Below are 20,262 nucleotides of genomic sequence, written 5' to 3'. Positions count from 1 at the left end.
GACACCAGGTCCCTCACCCCGCCTCGCGCGTGATCTTCACCGTGTACGCGCCCGACTGGGTGCGGTCCGCCACCTCGACGGTGATCCCCTCGCCCGGGACGGTGAAGGCCTCCCCCACCTCCAGCGGGGCGTCCGCCAGCGGCGGGTACACCGACCGGTCCCAGCAGGCCTCGGTGTCGGGGTGCGCGTCCACGACCTCGATCGGCCCGCCGCCCGAGGCCGCCTCGTTGCGGACCCGGTAGATGAGGACGCCTTCGGTGCAGGTGTCCCCGTCGTTGCCGGCGGAGCCCCGCGCCTCGACGGCGATCGCGCTGCCGGGGCCCGTACGGATCACCGCGAGCCGGGTGCCGCCCGTACCGCCGGGGCGCGGGGCCTCGGAGAGCGGCTGGAGGGTGTGCAGGGAGGAGCCGGTTCCCACGCAGTCGACCTGGGAGGCGTCCAGCCAGCCGAGCTTCCACTTCTGCCACGCGAAGAGGTCCGGGGCCATGCCGAACTGGCTGCCCATGACGTCCCAGTCCCCGACGTAGGTGTCCCAGTCGCCCTTGCCGTCCGAGGGCCGGTGGTAGAGGTCCGGCAGGTCGAAGACGTGCCCGGTCTCGTGGGCCAGCACGTTGCGGTCCGGCGGGTGCTTCTCGAAGACCGTGACGATGCGGCGCAGGTCGGTGCCGTCCGCCCGGATCGGCTGCTCGAAGTTGACGACCTTGGTGGCGTCGGAGTCCACGCCGGGCGCGTCCGGGTCGGCGACGAAGTAGACGACGTCGTACTGGCTGAAGTCCACCGCCGGATCGGCTCGGGTCACCGCGTCGCGCAGGTAGGCGGCCCGGTCCGCGGGGGCCCAGTCGCGCTGTATCCCGTACGCGGCGGACGGCTTCGGCATCTGGATCCACTGCTTCTGCGGGTGCGGGACCAGCCGGAAGCGGCCGTAGGAGGCCCGCTCGAAGAACTCGCTGGTCGCCGGGAAGTAGTCGGCGGTGAGTTCCTCGGTGGTCAGGGTGGTGCGGTGGTCGGGGAAGGAGAGGAAGACCATGACCGCGTTGAGGGTGCGCTCGGGCTTGGGATAGGCGCCGTTCCAGCTGTCCAGGCCCAGGGAGTGGTGGGCCGCGGTACGGGTCAGCGCGCAGGGGCCGGCTCCGGGGGAGGCGACCGCGGGTCCCGCGACGAGCGACATGGCGGCGAGCGCCGTCAAGGAAGTGAGCGCCGCCGCCGTGGTTCGCATGCGGGAGCGGTCCACTCCCCCGGGTGTCTGCTGTCGCGGCACATCGACCTCCGGTGGTGGATTAATACCTCTTTATCCACCTTGGGGCGATTGTCTTACTAATGCCCTGTTCCGCTGCCCCACACGAGTGAGCACTAGGGCAAGCCGGTGACGCCGGGTTTCGCACATGCGCCTACGGAAAGTCACGACCGATCAGGTCGGATCAGCGATGGGTGCCGGATGCTCACAGCCGTGCGGAAACGATCAGGCACCGTCATGCCGACAATCCGTCATCACGCGCAACTCCCGCGTCACATACGGCGTCGCCGCTGGATGGGGCCGTCCGGGAGCCTCTATGATCGGCACACTTTCCTGCACGGACACTCACACGCACTGCGGGAGCCAACGGTGAGCGGAACCCCAGATGGAACCGGTTCGGCGGCCGACAGCATCCGACCGGCCATGACGCAGCGTCACCCGGCAGCGTCGGCGACGACGGCAACCCCGGACCGCGCGGATCACCAGGCCGAGTACGAGGCCGGCCTCCAGGCCGGCCACCGGGCCGACTACCGGGCCGCCTTCAACGCGGCCCACCTCCCCATGGCCGTCGTCGACCGCACCGGCCACATCTCCGGTGCCAACCAGGCCCTCGGCGAGCTCCTCGGCTCCGAGCCGCACCTCCTCGCCGGCCAGTCCGCCGCCGACCTGGTGGACCTGGCCTCCGAGGCCCGGACCTGGCAGGCGTACCAGGAGGTGCTGCGCGGCCGGCAGGCCCGGCTCCGCTGCACCCGCCGGCTCAAGCACCCCGACGGGCACTCCCTGTGGACCGAGATCACCCTCGGCCCCGTACCCGGGACCGACACCGGTGACGTACTGCTCTCCGTCGCCGACATCAGCGACCGGCGCGACCTCCAGGCCCGGCTCCGCCACCTCCAGATGCACGATCCGGTGACCCGGCTGCCCAACCGGGCGCTCTTCTTCGAGCGGCTCTCCGCCGCCCTGGAAGCCTCCTCGTACGGGCAGAGCGGCACGGGCCGGATCGGGCTCTGCTACCTGGACCTCGACGGCTTCAAGGCCGTCAACGACACCCTGGGCCACCGGGTCGGCGACCGGCTGCTGGCCGCCGTCGCCGGGCGGCTCACCCAGTGCGCCGACCAGTCCGGCTACGGGCGCACCGGCGGGCACCTGGTGGCACGGCTCGGCGGCGACGAGTTCGCCCTGCTGGTCGAGGAGTCCACCGGCACCGAGCAGCTCGCGGACCTGGCGCGGAGCGTGCTGGCCTCCGTACAGGAGCCCTTCGACCTGGCCGGTCAGCGGCTGTCGGTCTCCGCGTCGATCGGGGTGGTGGAGCGGGCGGCCGCCGGGACCTCGGCGACCGGGCTGATGCAGGCCGCGGACACGACCCTCTACTGGGCCAAGGCGGACGGCAAGGCCCGCTGGACCCTCTTCGACCCGGAGCGCAACGCGCACCGCATGACCCGCCAGGCCCTCTCCTCGACGCTGCGGCCGGCCGTGGAGCGCGGCGAGTTCAACGTGGAGTACCAGCCGCTGGTGGACCTGGAGAGCGGGGCGGTGCGCGGGGTGGAGGCGCTGGTGCGCTGGAACCACCCGCAGTTCGGCACGCTGACGCCGAATCGGTTCATCGGAATTGCCGAAGAGGACGGGTCCATCGTCCAGTTGGGCCGCTGGGTGCTGCGGACCGCCTGCCGGCAGGCCCGGCGCTGGCAGATCGAGCAGCCCAGCGACTCCCCCGTCTTCGTCTCCGTCAACGTGGCCGTACGCCAGGTCTGGGACTCCGACCTGGTCGGCGACGTGGCCGAGATCCTCGCGGAGACCGGCCTGGCACCCCAGCTCCTGCAGCTCGAACTGACCGAGTCGGCCGTCATGGGCTCGGCGGGCCGTCCGCTCCAGGCCCTCCAGGCACTGAGCGACATGGGGGTGCGGATCGCCATCGACGATTTCGGCACCGGGTACTCGAACCTCGCCTACCTCAGCCGCCTGCCCGTCTCCGTCCTCAAACTGGACGGCTCCTTCGTCCGCGGCTTCCGCTACGAGGAGGGCTCCCACCCGAACCCGGCCGACGAGACCATCGTCGAGGCCCTGGTGCAGCTCGCGCACCGGCTGGGCCTGACCGTGACGGCCGAGTGCGTGGAGACCGCCGGCCAGGCGGCCCGCCTGCGGCGCGTCGGCTGCGACACCGGCCAGGGCTGGCTGTACTCCCGGGCGGTGGCCCCGGAGGCGATCGCCGGCATCATCAGCCGTCAGGCGGCGGAGGCGACGGCGCGGGCGGAGACGGGTGCGGAGACGGGCACGGGGCCCGCCCCACCTGAAGGGCCGGCCCCGCACCCCCCGGTCTGAGGGGGCCCTGCTGCCTCTTAGTAGACGAAGAGGCTCGGGCGCGCGCGCTGCTCGGCCTCCATCGCCGCGATGGCGTCACGGCAGGCGTTGGCGAACTTCCAGAACTCCGTGTTGGTGGTGGACGCGCGGTTGGCCGCACCGGAGAAGTTGCCGAAGAGGCTCGCGCGGAGTTCGGTGGTGATCTCCAGCTGGCCACCGCCCTCGCCCGTCAGGGTGCGGTTGCAGATGTTCTCCGGCAGGTCGCCGTTGAGGTTCTCCGGGTTGCCGCCGAGCACCTGGAAGCCCGCGGCGGCCAGCTTCGCGGACAGCAGCTGGCGGAAGCGGGCGTTGAGGCCGCCGACCACGACCGCCTTGGGCGAGCCCGCGGGGGCGCCGGCCTGGGCGGCGGTGCAGCCGTGCAGGCTGAGGACGTTGGCGCTGCCGGCGGCGATGGAGCGTGCGATCGGGTCGTCACAGTGCGAGGAGGTGACGTGCAGCTCGCCGTTGTTGGAGGAGCGCATGCCTTCGAGCATCCAGTAGTCGTACACCGGGGCGCCGACCGTGACGGGGGCGAGGGTCTCGGGGTGGTATCCGGCTATGCCCAGGCAGAGCTCGGAGGTGCCCATCTCGATGCCGCCGCCGTGGATGGCGAGCACACTGCTCAGACGCGGGGCCGGGGTGGTGGGCTTGTCGTTGTCGAAGGCCTCGTGGCGCTTGAAGCGGCGCGCGAAGTCCGTGCCCTCGATGGTCTTCGCGTACAGGTCCGAGTTCGTGTTGTAGAGGTCGCCGCCGACGGCGGCCGCCGGGGACGCGGCGAGGCCGGTCAGGAGCGGACCGCCCGCGGCCGCGGCCACGAGGGTGGCGAGGATGGTCCGGCGACTGGCGTGGGACTGGGACATCTGTGTTCCTTCAGTGCTGCGCGGGCCGACCCGCGGATGCGTGCGATGCCGGGGTCCCGGCTCGAAGCGGGGAGGACGGCGATCGCCACGCGGCGGCATGACTGAAGAGTCGGCCCCCCTTCCGATGGCCGGAAGTGTAGCCGCTCCCCGTTCGCGCTGGTCAGCGGGTATTACAGGTTCCGGACGAAAGCCTCGAACGCCTCCGGCGCGACGGTGAAGGCGGGCCCGTCGGGACGCTTGGAGTCGCGGACGGCGACCCGGCAGGGCTGGGCGGCGACCTCTACGCAGTCGCCGCCGGAGGTGCCGCTGTACGAGGCCTTGCGCCAGGCGGCGGTGCCGAGGGGAGCACACTCGACGCAGTCGCCGCCGCTGGAGCCGCTGTAGGACGACTTGCGCCACATTGCGCCCGCCAGGTTCTGGTTACTTCCCATAGCGTTCCTCCATCACGCGAGCGATCAGCTCTGCCGACGCCCGCGGAGAGAGGGCCTCGGCTTGCAAGCGAGCGTAACCGACCGAACGCTCTTTGATCACTTGCGGGTTGGCGGTCATGTGCCCGGAGTCATAGCTCTCGCTGTAGTGGAGGTCCGGGTCGTCGTCGAAGCGCAGCAGGTTGAACGAACCCATCATTCCCGTGTGCTGACCGACCTTGAACGGCAGTACCTGAACCTCTAGCCACGGCCGCTCCCGGAGGCTCAGCAGGTGGGCCAGTTGGTCCCTCATGACCGTGCGGCCTCCGATCTCCCGGAGCAGCGCGGCCTCGTCCAGCACCACCCACAGCACCGGCGGGCTCTCGCGGCCCAGTATGCGCTGCCGGTCCATGCGTGCGGCCACGGCAGCATCGAGAGTGTCCGGATTCTCGACTCCCAGCACCGCTCGCGCGTAGGCCTCCGTCTGAAGGAGCCCGTAGACCAACTGGCACTGGTACGTGGAGATGAACGTCGCCCGCGCCTCCATCTCCGCGTACGCCTGAAACCACGGCGGCAGCACGCTCCGCAGAACCAGCCCCACCAGTCGGGAGAAGTGCCCGTCCGTACCCAGTGCGGCGTCGAGCCGTTCCGAGAAGTCGCGGGTCGGGACCTTCTTGGTCGTCTCCACCTGTCCGATCAGGGAGGCGGTGCAGAAGATGATGTCGCCGAGCTGCCCCTGCTTCAGGCCCGCGGCCTCCCGCAGGCGGCGGAGTTCGTAGCCGTAGTAGTCCAGCGGCGAGGCGCTGGGATCGAGAGCGCGGATGTTGACCATGGGCGGTCACCCCCATGAGGACGCGTGCGGATCCAACTCATCGCCGAGCGTAGTGACTTCGGCACGCTCCGGTACGGGGAATCCGGCAACCATGTCACACAGCGGCCCCCACACCCGGAGAGAAGGGTGCGGGGGCTGCCGGCGCTCGGCGCGGGGTGGGGGGATCAGCAGGCGCCGAGGTCCTTCCAGACACCCCATTCACCGGTGGTGCCGGGCACCTCGTTCTGCGTCCACCACTGGGCCTTGTACTTGCGGCCGTTGTGCGAGACCTCGCTGCCACCGGTGTAGACGGTGCCCGCGACGTACGCCGGAGCCGTGCAGCCCGAGGTGGGCGTGGCGGTGGGGGTCGCCGTCGGGGTGGCGGTCGGGGTCGAGGTCGGCGTGGCAGTCGGGGTGACCGGAGGCTGCGTGGTGCCGCCCAGGGAGTCCGAGATCTGGTTCAGCAGGGTCGCGTTGGCGTCCAGGCCGAGCAGGGAGTACATCATCGCGCCGGCCAGGCCGCGCTGCTTGCCGTAGTCGACCCGGGCCTGGATGGACTTCTGGTTCAGGCCGGTGAAGAACTCGCCGTCCTTGAAGAAGTACGAGGCCTTGGCCTGGTCGTCCCAGAAGGTGGTCGCCGGGTTGTCGACGATGCCGCCGAGCTCCTTGTAGAGCGCGATGCCGGCCTGCTGGCTGGTCGGACGGGCGGCGGAGCCCTGGGTGGCGGGCTGGGCGAGGCCGTTGGTGGTGCCGGGCGTGACGCCCTTCCAGCCGCGGTAGTAGAACTCGTAGCCCAGGGTCAGCTTGTTGGCGGGGAAGCCGCCGGTGATGCCGTAGGCCGCGTTGCCGTCGATCCAGGAGTCGATGGCGTTCTTGATGCTGTACTTCTCGGTGCCCGGGGCGATCGGGTCGGTCGGGTCGGACGACGAGGGCAGCAGCGGGGACTGGTGGTACGTCGGGCCGTCCGAGTCCCAGGCGCCGTGCATGTCGTACGTCATGATGTTCGCGTAGTCGAGGTACGCGCCGATCTTGTCCGTCTCGATGTACTTGATCTTGTCCTGGCCTGCCGGGAGGGCCGAGGTCAGCAGGTACTTCTTGCCGCCGTTGGCCGCGCCGTGGGCGTCGAGCTGCTGGCGGAACTCCTTGAGCAGGAGCGTGAAGTTCTGCTTGTCCTCGGGGGCGTAGTGGTTGCCGAGGTGGCCGCCCGACGAGCCCGGGTACTCCCAGTCGATGTCGATGCCGTCGAAGATGCCGGCCGCGCTGCCCACGCCGCCGTAGCCGCCCTCGACGGGCAGGTTGCCCTTGATGTACTGGTCGATGCAGGAGGTGACGAGCTTCTTGCGGGAAGCGTCGGTCTTGGCCGCGTCGCTGAAGTACTTCGAGTAGGTCCAGCCGCCGAGCGAAATGTTGATCTTCAGGTTCGGGTACTTCGCCTTGAGCTGCTTGAACTGGTTGAAGACGCCGACGATGGGCTGGTCCCACTTGTCGGCGACGCCGCTGACGCTGTCGGCCGCGCTGAAGGACTTCTGGTAGTCGGCGTACGAGTCGCCCGCACCGTCACCGGCGTTGGGGTTGTTGTCGTCACCCGCCGCCTTGTTCGCCTCGAAACAGGTGAGGTTGGTGGGGTGGATGTTGCCGAACGAGTAGTTGATGATGTCCAACTTGCTCGCTATGCCGCGGGTATCGAGGTGCTTGGGATAAAAGGCGTTCCCGTACACGCTCCACTGGTCGTAGTAGGCGATCTTGACGTTGCCGGCCGTCGCGGTGGTCCCGGCCTCGGCGGCCGAGGCGGTGGTGAGTCCCGCGAAGGCGGCCAGCGTCCCGCCGGCCAGCGCGGCCGTGGCGGCGGCCGCGATGAGGGATTTACGGATGTGCATGAACTGCCTCCGGGGAAGTGGGAGGGGAAGGCAAGACTTCAGGTGGGGATAGTGATAGCGATCACGCCGGGTCCGAGTCAATGGTTTGGACCAAAGAAGGACTAGACCACTCCCCGGCCAGAAGCCCACGTCAGGGACTTGGGACCGCACCAAAAATCGCCCGCCACCCTTCGTGACGAGCGATTTAAGGCTGCCTTCATTCACCCTCCGGCAAGGTTTCGGCAACAAACCAGCCAAACTCCGGTCGCCCGCTCGTGCGGGTCCCTCCGGGCTTCCTCGGGGCTCGTGTACACCCGTAAACCGTTCCTAGCCAGTGTGCAGGAGTGAGTCTTGGACCCACTGGTGCGTACTGGGCGCATCCCGAACGGTTTTGGATGCGCTGGGTCCCCGCGTTCTCTTCCCGCTCGGCGCCGGCTCTCCGTGGAGCCGGTCCGTGGTGGGTGGGCGGTTTCCCTCACGCCTGCGGGCGCCTGATCCAGCCTGGGCGGTCCGATGCCCCGCACGATCACTCTGGTCGTGTGGGGGCGGTGCCGTCCGTCGCCGGATCGGGTGTCCGAGGGCGCGTCGCCCGATCGCGATACCGGCGGCATCGTGACGGGACATCTTTCGGCGCGGGGTGACCAGCGGTTTCTGCCAGTGCTGGCCTCCCCACTGGGAGGTGTAGGCGGGATCGACCGCGACGACGGCCAGCCCGTGCTCTGCGGCCATAGACACGAGCCGGGCCTTGAGCTTGCCGGTCGGGATGCCGGAAATCAGCTGCCGGAACCGCTTCCTGCGGCCGTGCTTCTCCCGTGTCTTCTCGGCGGCGAAGTCGAGGTCCTCAATCGCGATGGCGTTGACGCCCACTTGCCTGGCCCAGTGCAGTACCTGGGTGATGGCGTGGCGGATCTGCGCGTCGCGGTGGTCGGCCGATCCGCTGAGATCGTAAGGGAAGTGCTGCGGCTCGCCGATCGGGTTGCCATGCGGGTCGAGCCGGTAGGCGGCGAAGTGGTCGGCGTTGGTATCGACACCCACCATGCCCTTCGCGCGCGCGGTGGCTAGCGGGATCGTCTGAATGACGGGGCGTTGCCAGGAGGCGGTCAGATACCAGCGACCGCGTGCGGCATCCAGGTGGATGCGATAGGCCACGGCCCGATTCGCTGCGATGCGGTCGGCCCATTCCGCGCCCCGGTGCGCGAACGAGATCCGGCAGGCCAGAACGTACCGCCCGTGCTTGCTGTTGGCCAGATGCGCGAGCGGGGCCGGGAGCTTGATACTGATCTCGCCGTCGGGGGTGACGCGGATCGTCTCGTTCCCGAACCGTTTCCCGGACTCGCCGTCGGCGGCCAGGAACCAGCGTTCGGCTTCCCAGCGGGCCCGCCACTGCTCCTCGGTGAGCTGCGCCTTGTCCAGATGGTGCCGGGTGTTCGCCAGCCGCTTCCCACCCCGGACCACCCGGACCCGACCAGCCCGCCAGTCTGTGAGAGCGGCTTCACGGCGGGCCTCCAGGACGACGAGACGGCGGGACTTGGTGAACCACTCGCTCTTGGAGCCGTAGCCGCCCGCAGCACGTTTGCTGCCCTTCGCCCTGATCGGCAGGGCGAGACGGCGCCTCAGCGTCTTGATGCCGGCGTCCAGGTTCCGGATGTGCGCGGCCTGGCAGCGGCGGGCAAGGGCCCATTGATCGTGGCTGGCCTTGGTGATCGCCCCGGCGATCCGCGACGACGACTCCCCCGTCAGTCCCCGCTTACGGGCCGCCCATGTCTCGGTGGAGTGGTCCGGACCGTCCGCGCACCGCTGCTTGAGATCGCGGGAAGCCAGAGCCCCCTGATGCGCGCCGACCAGCCGCAGAACCCCCTCGTCCTCGACGCTCAGATTCTTCAGGCGGTCGCGTACCGACACACCGGACGGACCGAGCGCCACAAACGAAGGAGCGATCGCACGCAACTCCTTGACCGGATCAGCCATCCCCGACCGCCACGGACAGAGCCCTGCACGCCCGCAACTTCTCGGAGGACCGTCCGTGTAAGCCGGCGCAGAAGCCTGTCAGCCAACTGCCCTTACGGAACCAGCGATACGCACCTTGGGGACGTACACCCCGTGCCCTCGCCGACTCCTTGAGATCCATACAGACGACCGTAACGACACTCACCCAAATGGACCATCACTCACAAGAGTGGACCAAGGAACCAGCAGTTCCCTACCCTTCCGGTCGGGCGCGCATCGGCGGCAGAATCAGCCGGATGATCGGCAAGCGAACCACCCATCGCGTCGTGGATGGCGTCCACATACCCGGCACCTGGCGGCCCGCCTTCATCCACAACGGCGGCTACTTCCTGACCGACCTCTTCATCTACGCCGACGGGCTCATCGACTGCTGGGGCCTGGTCACCCTCGAGGAGTTCGAGGAGAAGGTCCGGACCGGCTGGGTGGCCACCACCCAGCCCGACGGCGGCCAGGCGTCCGCACACGGGCTGGCACGCTGGAAGTTCGGCGAGCCCCGGATCCAGCTCACCCCTGACCTGCTGGTCGAGGAAATCCGCGACACCATCGACCGGCTGAACGAGCGGCCCGACTCAGTGGGCCGCTGCCTCGCCGCCGTCAAGGCCTTCCTCGCCGATCGGACGGAGGACAACCGGACCGCTGCCCGGACCGCGTTCCTGGCCGTCCCCGTCTCGCGGCGCCGCAGTGCGCTGAGCGACATGGACAGCAAGGACTGGCCACTGCGGGTCCTGGTGGCGGGGCCCGGCGGCCGGACCTACCTGCCCGTCGACCCGCCGGTCACGCAGGAGGCGTACGACAGGGCCGTCGCGTACTTCGAGCAGCGGGCCGACGAGCTGACGAAGTGGCAGGCGCGCGCCTCGGCAGACGGACCGGTTGCTTCGTACGCTCCGTCGGTCCATCTCCACCACTGGGTTCCGAAGGAGCCGGTGGCCGAGCCCGGACGGCTCGGGCTGCGCAACGACTACCCCGCCCCGATCACCGTGGACAAGGCCGACTACCCCTCGGTCGCCCATGCCTACTGGGCCCTGTCGGCCGCTCGGCCGGAGGTCCGCGCCGCGATCGCGGCCGCGGCCACCTATGCCGCGGCACGGGACCTCGCGATTGCGGCGCCGCGCCGCGAGGACTGGGAGCACGTCCGGACCGGCGTCATGACCGACCTGCTGCGCGCCAAGTACGACCGGCATCCCGGGCTGGCCGAGATTCTGCTCGCGACGGGCGATGCCACCCTGGTCTACGAGGACGTGGACTCGGCCTTCTGGGGGCACGCCGGCGGCCGGGGCCGCAACTGGACGGGCCGGCTCCTCGAACTCGTCCGGTCCGAACTGCACATGCGGCGGGCCGGGATCCCCGGTCCGTAGGCGGACCGGGGATGGTCGGGGCTCAGGCGTCGAGGACCGGCATGCCGTACGCGTCCGCGACGAGGCCGTACGAGCGGAGGCGGGCGTCCCCGCTGTGGGCGTTGGCGGTCAGCATCAACTCGTCCGCGCCCGTCAGCTTCGCGAGGTCGTCCAGGCCCTCGGTGACCTCGTCGGGGGTGCCGTGGACCACGCTCGCGAGCCGGTCGTCCACGAACTCCCGCTCCAGCGGCGTGTACGGGTACGCCGCCGCCTCCTCCGGCGTCGGGACCAGCCCGGGGCGCCCGCCGCGCAACCGGAGCATCGCCAGCGCGCCGGTCAGCACCTGGGCGCGGGCCTCCGCGGCGGTGTCGGCGGCGAGGGCCGCGACTCCGATGACGGCGTACGGGGCGTCCAGGACGGCCGAGGGGCGGAACGACTGCCGGTAGAGGTCGAGGGCGGGCAGGGTCCCGGCCGGGGAGAAGTGGTGCGCGTAGGCGAAGGGCAGCCCGAGTCCGCCGGCGAGGCGGGCGCTGAAGCCGGAGGAGCCGAGCAGCCACACCGGCGGACGCCCGGCGGGACCCTGCACGGGGCCCGGCACCGCGTGCACGCGGGCGTACGGGTGCCCGTCGGGGAAGTCGTCGTCGAGGAAGCGGATCAGCTCCGCGAGCTGCCGGGGGAACTCGTCCACGGCCTCGTCGCGGCGCCCGGGCCCGCGCAGCGCGGCGGCCGTGTGCCCGTCGGTGCCGGGTGCGCGGCCGAGGCCGAGGTCGATCCGGCCCGGGGCCAGGGCCTCCAGGGTCCCGAACTGCTCCGCGATGGCGAGCGGGGCGTGGTTGGGCAGCATGACCCCGCCCGAGCCGAGCCGGATCCGGGAGGTGTGGGCGGCGAGGTGGGCCAGGATCACGGCCGGGGAGGAGCTGGCGACCCCCGGCATGGAGTGGTGTTCGGCGACCCAGTGCCGGTGGTAGCCGCGGGACTCGGCGAGCCGGGCCAGGCCGACGCTGGTGCGCAGGGCGGCGTGGGCGGTGCTGCCGGCGCCGACGGTGACGAGGTCGAGCACCGAAAGCGGCACCGGCGCCCGGCCGAGGGCCGCCCCGCGGATCCCCTGGGCTCCGCCGCCCGATCCGAAGCCCGATCCAGAGCCCGATCCAGAGCCCGATCCATCGGCCGTTCCGCCGCCCGAGCGGTCGGCTCCCCGTCGTCCAGCGTCCCCCGCGTCTCCGGTGTCACTCATCGTCTCTCCCGCTCCGTTTTCCGTCCGTCCTCGTCCGTACGAAGAACCCGAACCGCGCCGCCGGTCCGGGCATTCCCGGCACTCTCGGACACCGTCCATGACCCAGGCATATGCCAGAGGAGTAGATCCAGGCAGACCGGTGTGATTGAGCCATCAATCTCATCAACAGGCGCTCCACACGGGCCTCTTGATGGCTATCGTGTGAGAGCAAGCGGTAACAACCTGCTAGGGGGAAACCGTGGCGCTGAAGCCCGAGCCGACCGCGCCGTTCCACTCGGTGCAGTACGCCCTGCGCGTACTCGAAACGGTCGCCCGCCATACCGGCGGCGTGACCGATGTACAGATCGCGCGTGAGACCGGCCTGCCCGCGGTCCATCTCGCCCCCATGCTCCTCATGCTGCGCCGGGAGGGGTACGTACTGCAGGTGTCCGACGGCGCCTACGCCATAGGGGACTCCCTCGTCCTCCTCGGCTCCGGTGTCGACCGCCAGCAGGCGTTGCAGGACAAGCTCCAGGACACCCTGGACCGGCTGCGGGACTCCGTCGGCGCCGCGGTCTACATCAGCAGGTACGTGGACGGCGAGGTCCGGATCACGCAGTTCGCGGACAGCCCGCGCACCCCCAAGGTCCACGAGTGGGTCGACTTCCGCTCGGCGGCGCACGCCAGCGCGGTCGGCAAGTGCCTGCTGACCCAGCTCGACCTCGACGGCCGGCGCGACCACCTGTCCCGGCACAAGATCGCCCGGCTGACGTCGAAGACCATCGTGAACGAGCGGATCCTCTTCTCGAAGCTGGACAGCCAGCCCGCCACGGTGCCCACGCTCGACCTGCAGGAGTACGCCGTCGGCACGGTCTGCGCGGCCGTCCCGATCACGGCGGGAGCCTCGGTGGGCTGCCTCGCCCTGTCCCTGCCCGTGGAGCACGCCCACCGGCTGCGGGCCGCGGCCGACGTGCTGAACCGCAAGGCCGCGCCGCTGCTGCTCTCGCTCACCCTCTGAGCACGGGCGGCGGGGGCCGATCGGCCCGGAAAACACTTCGGGCGGTTCCCGGTGAACCGGAAACCGCCCGAAGGACAGGTGCGCCGCCAGGGACTCGAACCCCGGACCCGCTGATTAAGAGTCAGCTGCTCTAACCAACTGAGCTAGCGGCGCCTGCTGACAGAGAAAATACTACCTGCTCCTCCGGGGTGCTCAAAACCGCTTCCGCGGACGCCCCCGGCGGCCCCGCAGGCGCCCCCGTCAGCGCCGCAGCAGATCGGCCCGCCCCTGGGCCTCGTAGGCCGCCAGGAGCCCGGCCAGGTCCTCCGCCTCCAGCCTCCGGTACGCGTCCTCGCCCGGCGGCCGCCACCAGACAGGGTCGGTGGTCTGGAAGGCCTCGCCGCGCAGGGAGACCCGGTGGACCTTGTTGGTCGCGGTGGTGGGCATGGCGGAGACGACGCGCACGTAGCGCGGGGCCATCTTCGTGCCGAGGTCGGGCTGGGCGGCGAGGAAGGCCGCGAACCCCTGCGGGGAGAAGACGGCCCCCGCCCGCAGGGCCACGGCGGCCATGACCTGGTCTCCCGCCACCTCGTCCGGTACGGCGTACACGGCCACGGCGGCCGCCCGGGTCCAGCGGGCGAGGATGTTCTCGATCACCGCCGCGGCCAGGTTCTCGCTGTCGACGCGCAGCCGGTCGTCGGTGCGGCCGGCGAAGTAGAGGAAGCCGTCGGGGTCGCGGAAGAAGAGGTCTCCGGTCCAGTACCAGCCGTCGCGGGTGCGGGCGGCCTCCGCGTCGGGGTTGCGCCAGTAGCCCTCGAAGAGGCTGCGGCCCTTGTTGACCAGCTCGCCGATGGCCTCGGCGCCGTTGAGCAGCCGGCCCCTCGGGTCGAGCACGGCCGGCGGGCACTCGCGGCCCGTCTCGGGGTCGATGACGGCCAGGTCGTCGCCCGCGCCCGCGCGGCCGAGTGCGCCCGGCGGGGTGTCGGGGGTGCGCTGGACGGAGGCGCCGCCCTCGGTGGCGCCGTAGCCCTCGACGAGGCGGACCCCGAAGCGATCGGCGAAGCGCGCCGCGTCGACCGCGCCCGCCTCGGTGCCGAAACCGAGGCGCAGGGTGTGCGCGCGGTCGTCGGGGCGGGGCGGGGTGGCGAGGAGGTACTGCACGGCCCGTCCGACGTAGGTGAAGTACGTCGCCCCGTAGGCCCGTACGTCGTCCAGGAACGCGGAGGCCGAGAAGCGGCGGCGCAGGGCCACGGCGGCGCCGCCGGCGAGGGCGGGCAGCCAGTCGGCGATGACGGCGTTGCCGTGGAAGAGGGGCATGCAGATGTAGTGGACGTCGTCCGGGGTGACTGAAAAGTGCCGTGCGAGCGAGGCGCCGGCGCCGGCCAGGCGGCCCTGGGTGCAGATGGCGGCCTTGGGGGCTCCGGTGGAGCCCGAGGTGAAGTAGAGGAGCAGCCGGGAGGACGGGGCCGGGCCGGGGCCGAGCGTCGCGTCGCCGGGCTTCGCGCCGGCGTACGGGGCGAGCAGGGCCGCGTACTCCTCCGTGTCCGTGACCAGGAGCCGTACGCCGGGCAGGTCGAGGCCGCGCAGGAGGGGCAGGTGGGTCCGCTCGGTCACCAGGATCCGGCAGTCGGTGTGCAGGATGTCGCGGGCCAGCTCGGGACCGCGCCGGGTGGGGTTGATCCCGGCGACGGCGGCCCCGGCGAGGGCCGCCGCGCCGAGCCAGAACGGGAACTCGGGGGTGTTGTCGAGCAGCACCCCGATGTGCGGCTCCGCCCCCGGCGGCAGCAGGTCGACGAGGAGCGCGGCGCGCGCCGCGGCCTCCCGGGCGGTCCGGTGGTGGCTGAGGACGCCGTCGGCGTACTTCAGACCGGGCCGGTGGTCGCCCCATTGGCTCGCGATGAGCTCCGCGACGGTTTCGGGTGTCGTCGTCCGCATGCCGCCGGACAATAGCTGACGTTCCGTCAGAACTGAACGCCGGGCGGGGAGCCTGCGGTCTCCGGTGGTCGCCGGTGGCCGCTGGTGGTCAGAACTGGACGTCGGAGCAGGAGTAGAAGGCCATCGGGGTGTCGTTGACGGTCCACACGGCGAGGATCAGGTGCCGGCCGGTCTTGCCGCTCGGCATGGCGCCCTGGTGGACGGTGGTCATGGCGGGGCGGGCGCCGTTGTAGGCGACCGTCAGGAAGGGCTGCGGGTCGAGGGCGGCGCGGGTGAGCGGCTTGGTGGAGTCCCAGCCGTTCTTGGTGACGTAGTACCGGAAGTCGGTGGTGGAGTGGTTCGCGGTGAACTGCCAGCGGAAGCCGTAGCTCTGCCCGCCGGTCACCGGGGTGGCCGGCCAGGCGCCCCCGCGCGGGTCGTCGAGCTGGGCGAACTCCGGGTGGTTGCCCGCACATATGCGGCCGTCGGCGGGACCTGCGGCGGGGAACCCCTTGAGGCCCTCGACGCTCTGGGGCTCCCACTGGATGGGGCCGCAGTCGGAGACGGTCTTGTTGGCGCAGAGCTTCTGGCGGCTGATCGGGGTGTCGGTGTACCCGTGGCTGCTGGCGGTGGGGGCCGTGACGAGCGCGAGGGCGGCGACGACTCCGAGGCCGACGGTGGTGGCGGTGGCCGTGGCGGCGGCCCGCTTGGTTCTGGGCATGCGGAAGGAACGCATGATGCTGGTGCTCCTTGAACGTGGGGGGATGTCCGGAGAGAGCGTGCGCACGCGTGGGGATGGGCCGTACCGGTGTCGGCGGCACGGCCCGTTCGCGAGTTCTGGTTTTAGGTCTAGACCAAGTCCCACAGTATTGACGGGAGTTGGCCATGTCCAGACCAATGGGAGAACGGGTGGTCCGGTCCACCCGGATCCACCCGTTCTTCCGTCGGCCCGGGGACGGCGGGCCTCGCCCGCCGTCCGGTGAGGGCTACTCCGCGCGGCCCGTGTAGAAGGCGACGGTCAGGTCCTTCACGAGGGCCTTGCGCTCGTAGTCGTCGAGCTCCACGATCCCGCGCGAGGTGAGGCGGTGGACGGTGTCGTCCACCGCGTCGACCACCGAGGTCAGGACGGTGTCCCGGTGCTTGGCGTCGATCGCCGCGACCCGGCGCCGGCGCATGGCGTCCGCGACCTCCGGGGCGTACTCGATCCGGGTGGGCTGCGCCGAGAACACCTCCACACCGACCGCCTCGGTCTCGGCCGCCAGCATCCGGGTCAGCGCGTCACCGACGGCTTCGGCGTCGCGCAGGGTCGGGGCGGCCTCGTGGAAGGCGTCGGCGGGGAGCTGGGACAGGACGCGGGCCATGGCCGATTCGACCTGCTCGGCGAGGTAGTCCACGTGGTCTTCCACGGCCAGGGTGGCGCGGGCGGTGTCCTTGACCTGCCAGACCACCTGGACGACGACCTGGAGGGCGAGCCCGCCGGAGTCGACGGCGGGCATCGGGTCGCTGCGCCAGTGCCGCAGCCGGACGTCGACCCGGCGGCGCAGCAGCAGGGGGCTGATCCAGGTCAGGCCGGTACGGCGGACGGTGCCGCGGTAGCGGCCGAAGAGGGTGAGCACCCAGGCGTGGCCGGCCCGGCCCCGGCCCAGCCCGCCGAGGGCGAGGAGGGCGACGACCCCGAGGAAGGCGAGCGGCGGCCAGAATCGCGCCTGCAGTCCCCGGTAGGGGCGGGGCTCCGCGCCGAACGCCAGCGCGAGGGAGTCGGGGACGGCCCCGGCCCGCCAGAGCACGACGGCGCAGCCGGCGAGCGCGATCCCGCCGACGGCCACCCCGATCCAGCCGGGCAGCACCGGGCCGCGGTGCTCGTGGAGCCGGTCGTCGCCACGGGGCACGCGGCGGCCGGGGGCGGACGGGGGCGTGGCGACGGCCCGCGCCTTCGGCTGCGGCTGCCTCGGCTTCTGCTCCTGCTCCTGCTCCTGCTTCTGCTCCTGCTCCTGCTCCTGCTCCTGCTCCTGCTGCGGGTTCGGCTGCTTCGGCTGGGCGGCGCCGCGGAACGGGAGGTGCACCGGCACCTCGGTCACCGCGACCCCGCGCGCCGGGGCGACCAGGGGCAGGTCCTGCGTGTCGTCCTCCGCGATCCGCGCCACGGCTCGTGCGACGACCTCGGCCACCTCTGCCGCCCCGGGCCCGGGGACGACTCCGCCGCCGGTCGCGGGCTGCGCGGCGGGTGCGGGGTCGCCGGGGCCGGCGTCGCCGTCGGAGCCCTCGCCGTCCGCGGCCTCCCGCCCGGGCCCGCCTTCGCCGACGGGGCCGTTGCCGACGGGGCCGGAGTCACCGGCACCGGCACCGGCACCGGCCGGAGCGGGCACGGACCACGTCAGCTCCCGCCCGCCTGGCGGGGCGGCGTCTCCCGGCTGGGGCAGGTCCCGTACGGGGCACGGATCCGCGTACTCGGCCTCCGGGGCCGGGGCCGGGACCGCGTGCTGCGGAGCGCGGCCCTGGTCGCCGGACGAGCCGCCCTGTCCGGGCAGGTCCCAGGCGGCGGGCGGACCCGCGTGCCGGGGGGCGCGGTCCGCTGCGGCGTACGAGCCCTCGCCGGGCGCGGTCCGCACCGCGGCGGCGAGGGACCCGCCCGGGGCGGGTGCGGCGGCCGGGGGCCAGGCCTCGTCCTGCGGGTGGGGCCGGGCGGATTCGGCATCGGGGTTCCGCAGCCGGAGCGTGGCCGCGCCGGCGTGGGCCGCCTCGTCCTGGGGGTGCGGGATGTCCAGACCCGGCTCGGCCCGGCCGCGCGCCGCCGGTACGTCGCTGCGCGCGGACTCCCCCGCACCCACGGCGAGGAGCCCGTCCGCGTCCCAGTCGGCCCCGGCCGCCGCCGGCCGGGGGGAGGCTTCGGCGCGGGCGGGCACGGACGGCTCCGCCGCCAGTGCCCAACCGGTGGGCGCGGCCCACCCGGTCACCGCCGCCGCGCCGGAGTCCACGGCCGAGTCGGGCGCGGCCGACGGGTGCGAGCCCCGCTCGGCAGCGGCCTCGGCGGCTGCCCACCGTGCGGCAGCCGGTGCGGACAGGGCCTGGTCGGCCGCGGCCGGCATGTCCAAGTCCCGCTCGGCGGCGGCCTCGGCCGGGACCCATCCGGTAGCGACCGGCACGGCTGCGCCCGGCACGGGCACGGCCGGGTCAGGAGCAGCCGACAGGTACGAGCCCCGCTCGGTACCGACGGCCTCGGCGGCTGCCCACCGTGCGGCAGTTGGTGTGGACCCGGCCCGGTCGGCCGCGGCCGGCATGTCCAAGTCCCGCTCGGCGGCGGCCTCGGCCGGGACCCATCCGGTGGCAACCGGCACGGCTGCGCCCGGCACGGGCACGGCCGGGTCAGGAGCAGCCGACAGGTACGAGCCCCGCTCGGTACCGGCCGCCTCGGCGGCTGCCCACCGGGCGGTAGCCGGTGTGGACACGGCCCGGTCGGGCGCGGCCGGCTCGGTACCGGACCCGGCGACGGCCCACCCTGCGGTGACCGGCACGTCCTCTGCCGGCGCGGGCGCGGGGGGCAGCGGAGCGGCCCGGTCGGGGTCGGCCGGAACGGACCACCGGGGGGTGGCAGCCGCCGGGGCGGCTCCGCCCGGCGTGATCGCGGGCTGCGGCGCCGTGGGCTGTTCGGCTTCGGCCGGAGTCGGGGTGGCCGGGGCCGGGGTCGCCGCTCGGGGGGTCGGGTGCGGGGGGATCTCGAAGGTGCCTGTGGTCGAGGTCGTGCGCGTGGGGTACATCGTTGCCTCCGTCATGCGAACAGCCGGCGCCAGGTTTCCGGGCCCGGGTAGCCGTTGGCCTCGGCGCCGCGCCAGCCCTGGGCGCGCTGGAACGCCTCGACGTTGCGGCGGTCGGCCTCGCCCCAGCGGGGGCCCGGTCCGGACGTGTAGTACTTGCCGAAGCCCTTCTTCACCAGCTGGCGGCCAAGGGCGGTGATGGACGGGTGGGACGCGCCCGGCCGGAAGGCGGACGCCCCGGGGTAGGCGGGCTTGCCCGCCGGGCCCGGCGCGCCGCCCGTGGTCGGCGGGATGTCCTTGCCCTGGTGCTTGGCGAGCAGCCGCCAGGTGTGCGCGCCCGGAAGGCCGTCGGCGTCCCCGCCCGTCCAGCCCTGGGCGCGCTGGAAGGCCGCGGTCGCCTGCCGGTCGGCGTCGGACCACTTCGTGCCGACGCCCTTCGGGTAGAAGCGCAGCCCGCCCCGGTCGGACAGCATCCGGCCGAGCTGGGCGACGTAGGCGTTGTCCGCGCCCGGGCCGAACTTCGACGCACCGGGGTAGGTGGCCGAGACGGCCGGCGTGCCGCCCGGCGCGGGCGGCTCGCCCGTGACCGGCGGCTCGGGAACGGCTCCGCCCGCCACCCCGTTGAACCGGTACGGGATGTACTTCACCGCGTTGTTCCAGTAGCCGTACGGCGTGGCCAGCTTCCGGGTCGTGGGCCGGGTCTGCTCGTAGGCGACGTAGTGCGTGCGCGTCTCGTCCACCCACCCGCCGAAGAGCACGACGTGCGAGCCCTTGTTGGGGTCGGCGGGGTTGTGGAACAGCAGCATGTCTCCGGGGAGCAGCTGCTCCTTCGTGATCCGCGTCGCGAACGTGTCGAGGCTGCCGGTCCATTCGTTGGTGCCGAGGTTCCAGGCCATCGAGACGTAGCCGGAGCAGTCCTGCCGGTACCCGTCCGACCAGTACTCGGACATGCTGTACGGGACCTGCGCGTCCAGCCACAGCTTGGCCCGGTTGATGATCGTCGCCCGGTCGGTCCGCTTCACCGCCGAGGGCGCTCCCGGCAGCCCGGCGGGCTTCGCGGGGGTGCCCTTCGCGCCCTTGGCCCCCTTCGGCCCGTGCAGCGGGGCCCGGCCGCCCTGCGGGGAGCCGGGGTCGTCCAGGGCCACCCGTCCGCCGGAGCCCGGCGCCGCCGTGGCCACGGCCGCTCCCCCGCCGCCGAGCACCACGCCCGCGGCGGTGGCCAGGACCAGCGCGCGGCGGGCTCCGCGCGCGGCGGGGTGCCCGCCGTCGCGCAGCGGTATGGCCCGGGCGCGCGCGAGCGTGCGGCGGCGGGCGCAGCCTCGGCACGGGCAGTCGCCGGCGGGTTCGTACTCCTCGAAGGAGGGCAGTGGCATCGGCGGCACCGCCTCGGCCCTCGCCATCGCCATCGGCACCGGCACCAGCACCGGCACCGGCGTCGCTTCGTACTCGTGCGTCGGAGGCTGCATCGTCATGCGGTTCCGTCCACTCCCCTGCTCGTCACTGGTCGGCCGGGACCGCATCTGGCGGGGCATCAGATCCG

Annotated in this window: 14 protein-coding genes and 1 tRNA gene; 3 read left to right on the top strand and 12 right to left on the bottom strand. The window is 72.3% G+C overall.

The features are described 5' to 3' along the window. Positions 1-13: 13 nt before the first annotated feature. A complete protein-coding gene (locus tag AC6CKD_RS12370; RefSeq protein WP_498327167.1) occupies positions 14-1,216 on the bottom strand; it encodes a M6 family metalloprotease domain-containing protein in 1,203 nt (400 codons plus the stop codon). A gap of 441 nt (positions 1,217-1,657) precedes the next feature. Between AC6CKD_RS12370 and AC6CKD_RS12365 the strand changes: the two genes are divergently transcribed. Then, positions 1,658-3,553, top strand: a complete 1,896-nt coding sequence (locus tag AC6CKD_RS12365) for a putative bifunctional diguanylate cyclase/phosphodiesterase (RefSeq protein WP_498327166.1) — start codon at positions 1,658-1,660, stop codon at positions 3,551-3,553. Between the two features lie 17 nt (positions 3,554-3,570). Here AC6CKD_RS12365 and AC6CKD_RS12360 read toward each other — a convergent pair whose 3' ends face one another. From AC6CKD_RS12360 to AC6CKD_RS12340, 5 genes are all read right to left on the bottom strand, one after another. Continuing rightward, positions 3,571-4,431 (bottom strand): poly-gamma-glutamate hydrolase family protein, encoded by an 861-nt coding sequence (locus tag AC6CKD_RS12360; protein ID WP_498327164.1) that lies wholly within the window; start codon positions 4,429-4,431, stop codon positions 3,571-3,573. 170 nt (positions 4,432-4,601) lie between these two features. Beyond that, positions 4,602-4,862 (bottom strand): DUF397 domain-containing protein, encoded by a 261-nt coding sequence (locus AC6CKD_RS12355; protein WP_498327163.1) that lies wholly within the window; start codon positions 4,860-4,862, stop codon positions 4,602-4,604. Further along, entirely contained in the window at positions 4,852-5,670 is an 819-nt protein-coding gene (locus AC6CKD_RS12350) for a helix-turn-helix domain-containing protein (RefSeq protein WP_498327161.1), read from the bottom strand. Before AC6CKD_RS12350 ends, AC6CKD_RS12355 begins: the two co-directional genes overlap by 11 nt. Before the next feature lie 164 nt (positions 5,671-5,834). After that, entirely contained in the window at positions 5,835-7,526 is a 1,692-nt protein-coding gene (locus AC6CKD_RS12345) for a glycosyl hydrolase family 18 protein (RefSeq protein ID WP_498327160.1), read from the bottom strand. 306 nt (positions 7,527-7,832) lie between these two features. Further along, on the bottom strand, positions 7,833-9,473 hold the full coding sequence (locus tag AC6CKD_RS12340) for an IS200/IS605 family accessory protein TnpB-related protein (RefSeq protein WP_498327158.1): 1,641 nt from the start codon (positions 9,471-9,473) through the stop codon (positions 7,833-7,835). A gap of 275 nt (positions 9,474-9,748) precedes the next feature. On the opposite strand from AC6CKD_RS12340, the gene AC6CKD_RS12335 reads away from it, so the two are divergent. Continuing rightward, positions 9,749-10,867, top strand: coding sequence for an NADAR family protein (locus AC6CKD_RS12335; protein ID WP_498327157.1), 1,119 nt, complete (start codon positions 9,749-9,751; stop codon positions 10,865-10,867). Between the two features lie 22 nt (positions 10,868-10,889). Here AC6CKD_RS12335 and AC6CKD_RS12330 read toward each other — a convergent pair whose 3' ends face one another. Next, on the bottom strand, positions 10,890-12,080 hold the full coding sequence (locus tag AC6CKD_RS12330) for an LLM class flavin-dependent oxidoreductase (RefSeq protein WP_498327155.1): 1,191 nt from the start codon (positions 12,078-12,080) through the stop codon (positions 10,890-10,892). A 238-nt stretch (positions 12,081-12,318) separates the two neighbouring features. Between AC6CKD_RS12330 and AC6CKD_RS12325 the strand changes: the two genes are divergently transcribed. Continuing rightward, the gene (locus AC6CKD_RS12325; protein ID WP_243337173.1) at positions 12,319-13,077 is read left to right on the top strand and encodes an IclR family transcriptional regulator; all 759 of its coding nucleotides are present in this window, start codon (positions 12,319-12,321) and stop codon (positions 13,075-13,077) included. 79 nt (positions 13,078-13,156) lie between these two features. On the opposite strand, the gene AC6CKD_RS12320 is transcribed toward AC6CKD_RS12325, so the two are convergent. The 5 genes from AC6CKD_RS12320 to AC6CKD_RS12300 all read right to left on the bottom strand — a co-directional run bounded on the left by AC6CKD_RS12320 (position 13,157) and on the right by AC6CKD_RS12300 (position 20,095). Further along, a tRNA-Lys gene (locus tag AC6CKD_RS12320) sits at positions 13,157-13,230 on the bottom strand. Between the two features lie 87 nt (positions 13,231-13,317). Continuing rightward, positions 13,318-14,991, bottom strand: a complete 1,674-nt coding sequence (locus AC6CKD_RS12315) for an AMP-binding protein (RefSeq protein WP_498327154.1) — start codon at positions 14,989-14,991, stop codon at positions 13,318-13,320. An 88-nt stretch (positions 14,992-15,079) separates the two neighbouring features. Beyond that, positions 15,080-15,706 carry a lytic polysaccharide monooxygenase auxiliary activity family 9 protein gene (locus tag AC6CKD_RS12310; RefSeq protein ID WP_498327153.1) on the bottom strand — a complete coding sequence of 209 codons (627 nt, stop codon included), beginning with the start codon at positions 15,704-15,706 and terminating at the stop codon, positions 15,080-15,082. Positions 15,707-15,956: 250 nt separating this feature from the next. After that, positions 15,957-18,740 carry an SPFH domain-containing protein gene (locus AC6CKD_RS12305; RefSeq protein WP_498327151.1) on the bottom strand — a complete coding sequence of 928 codons (2,784 nt, stop codon included), beginning with the start codon at positions 18,738-18,740 and terminating at the stop codon, positions 15,957-15,959. Then, on the bottom strand, positions 18,737-20,095 hold the full coding sequence (locus AC6CKD_RS12300; RefSeq protein ID WP_498327568.1) for a peptidoglycan-binding protein: 1,359 nt from the start codon (positions 20,093-20,095) through the stop codon (positions 18,737-18,739). The genes AC6CKD_RS12305 and AC6CKD_RS12300 overlap by 4 nt, the downstream gene beginning before the upstream one ends. Between the last annotated feature and the right edge of the window lie 167 nt (positions 20,096-20,262).

Source organism: Streptomyces sp. GQ60 (genome assembly GCF_059758875.1).
The sequence above is the reverse complement of the archived record's forward strand: the minus strand, read 5'-3'. Positions and strand labels throughout refer to the sequence as shown.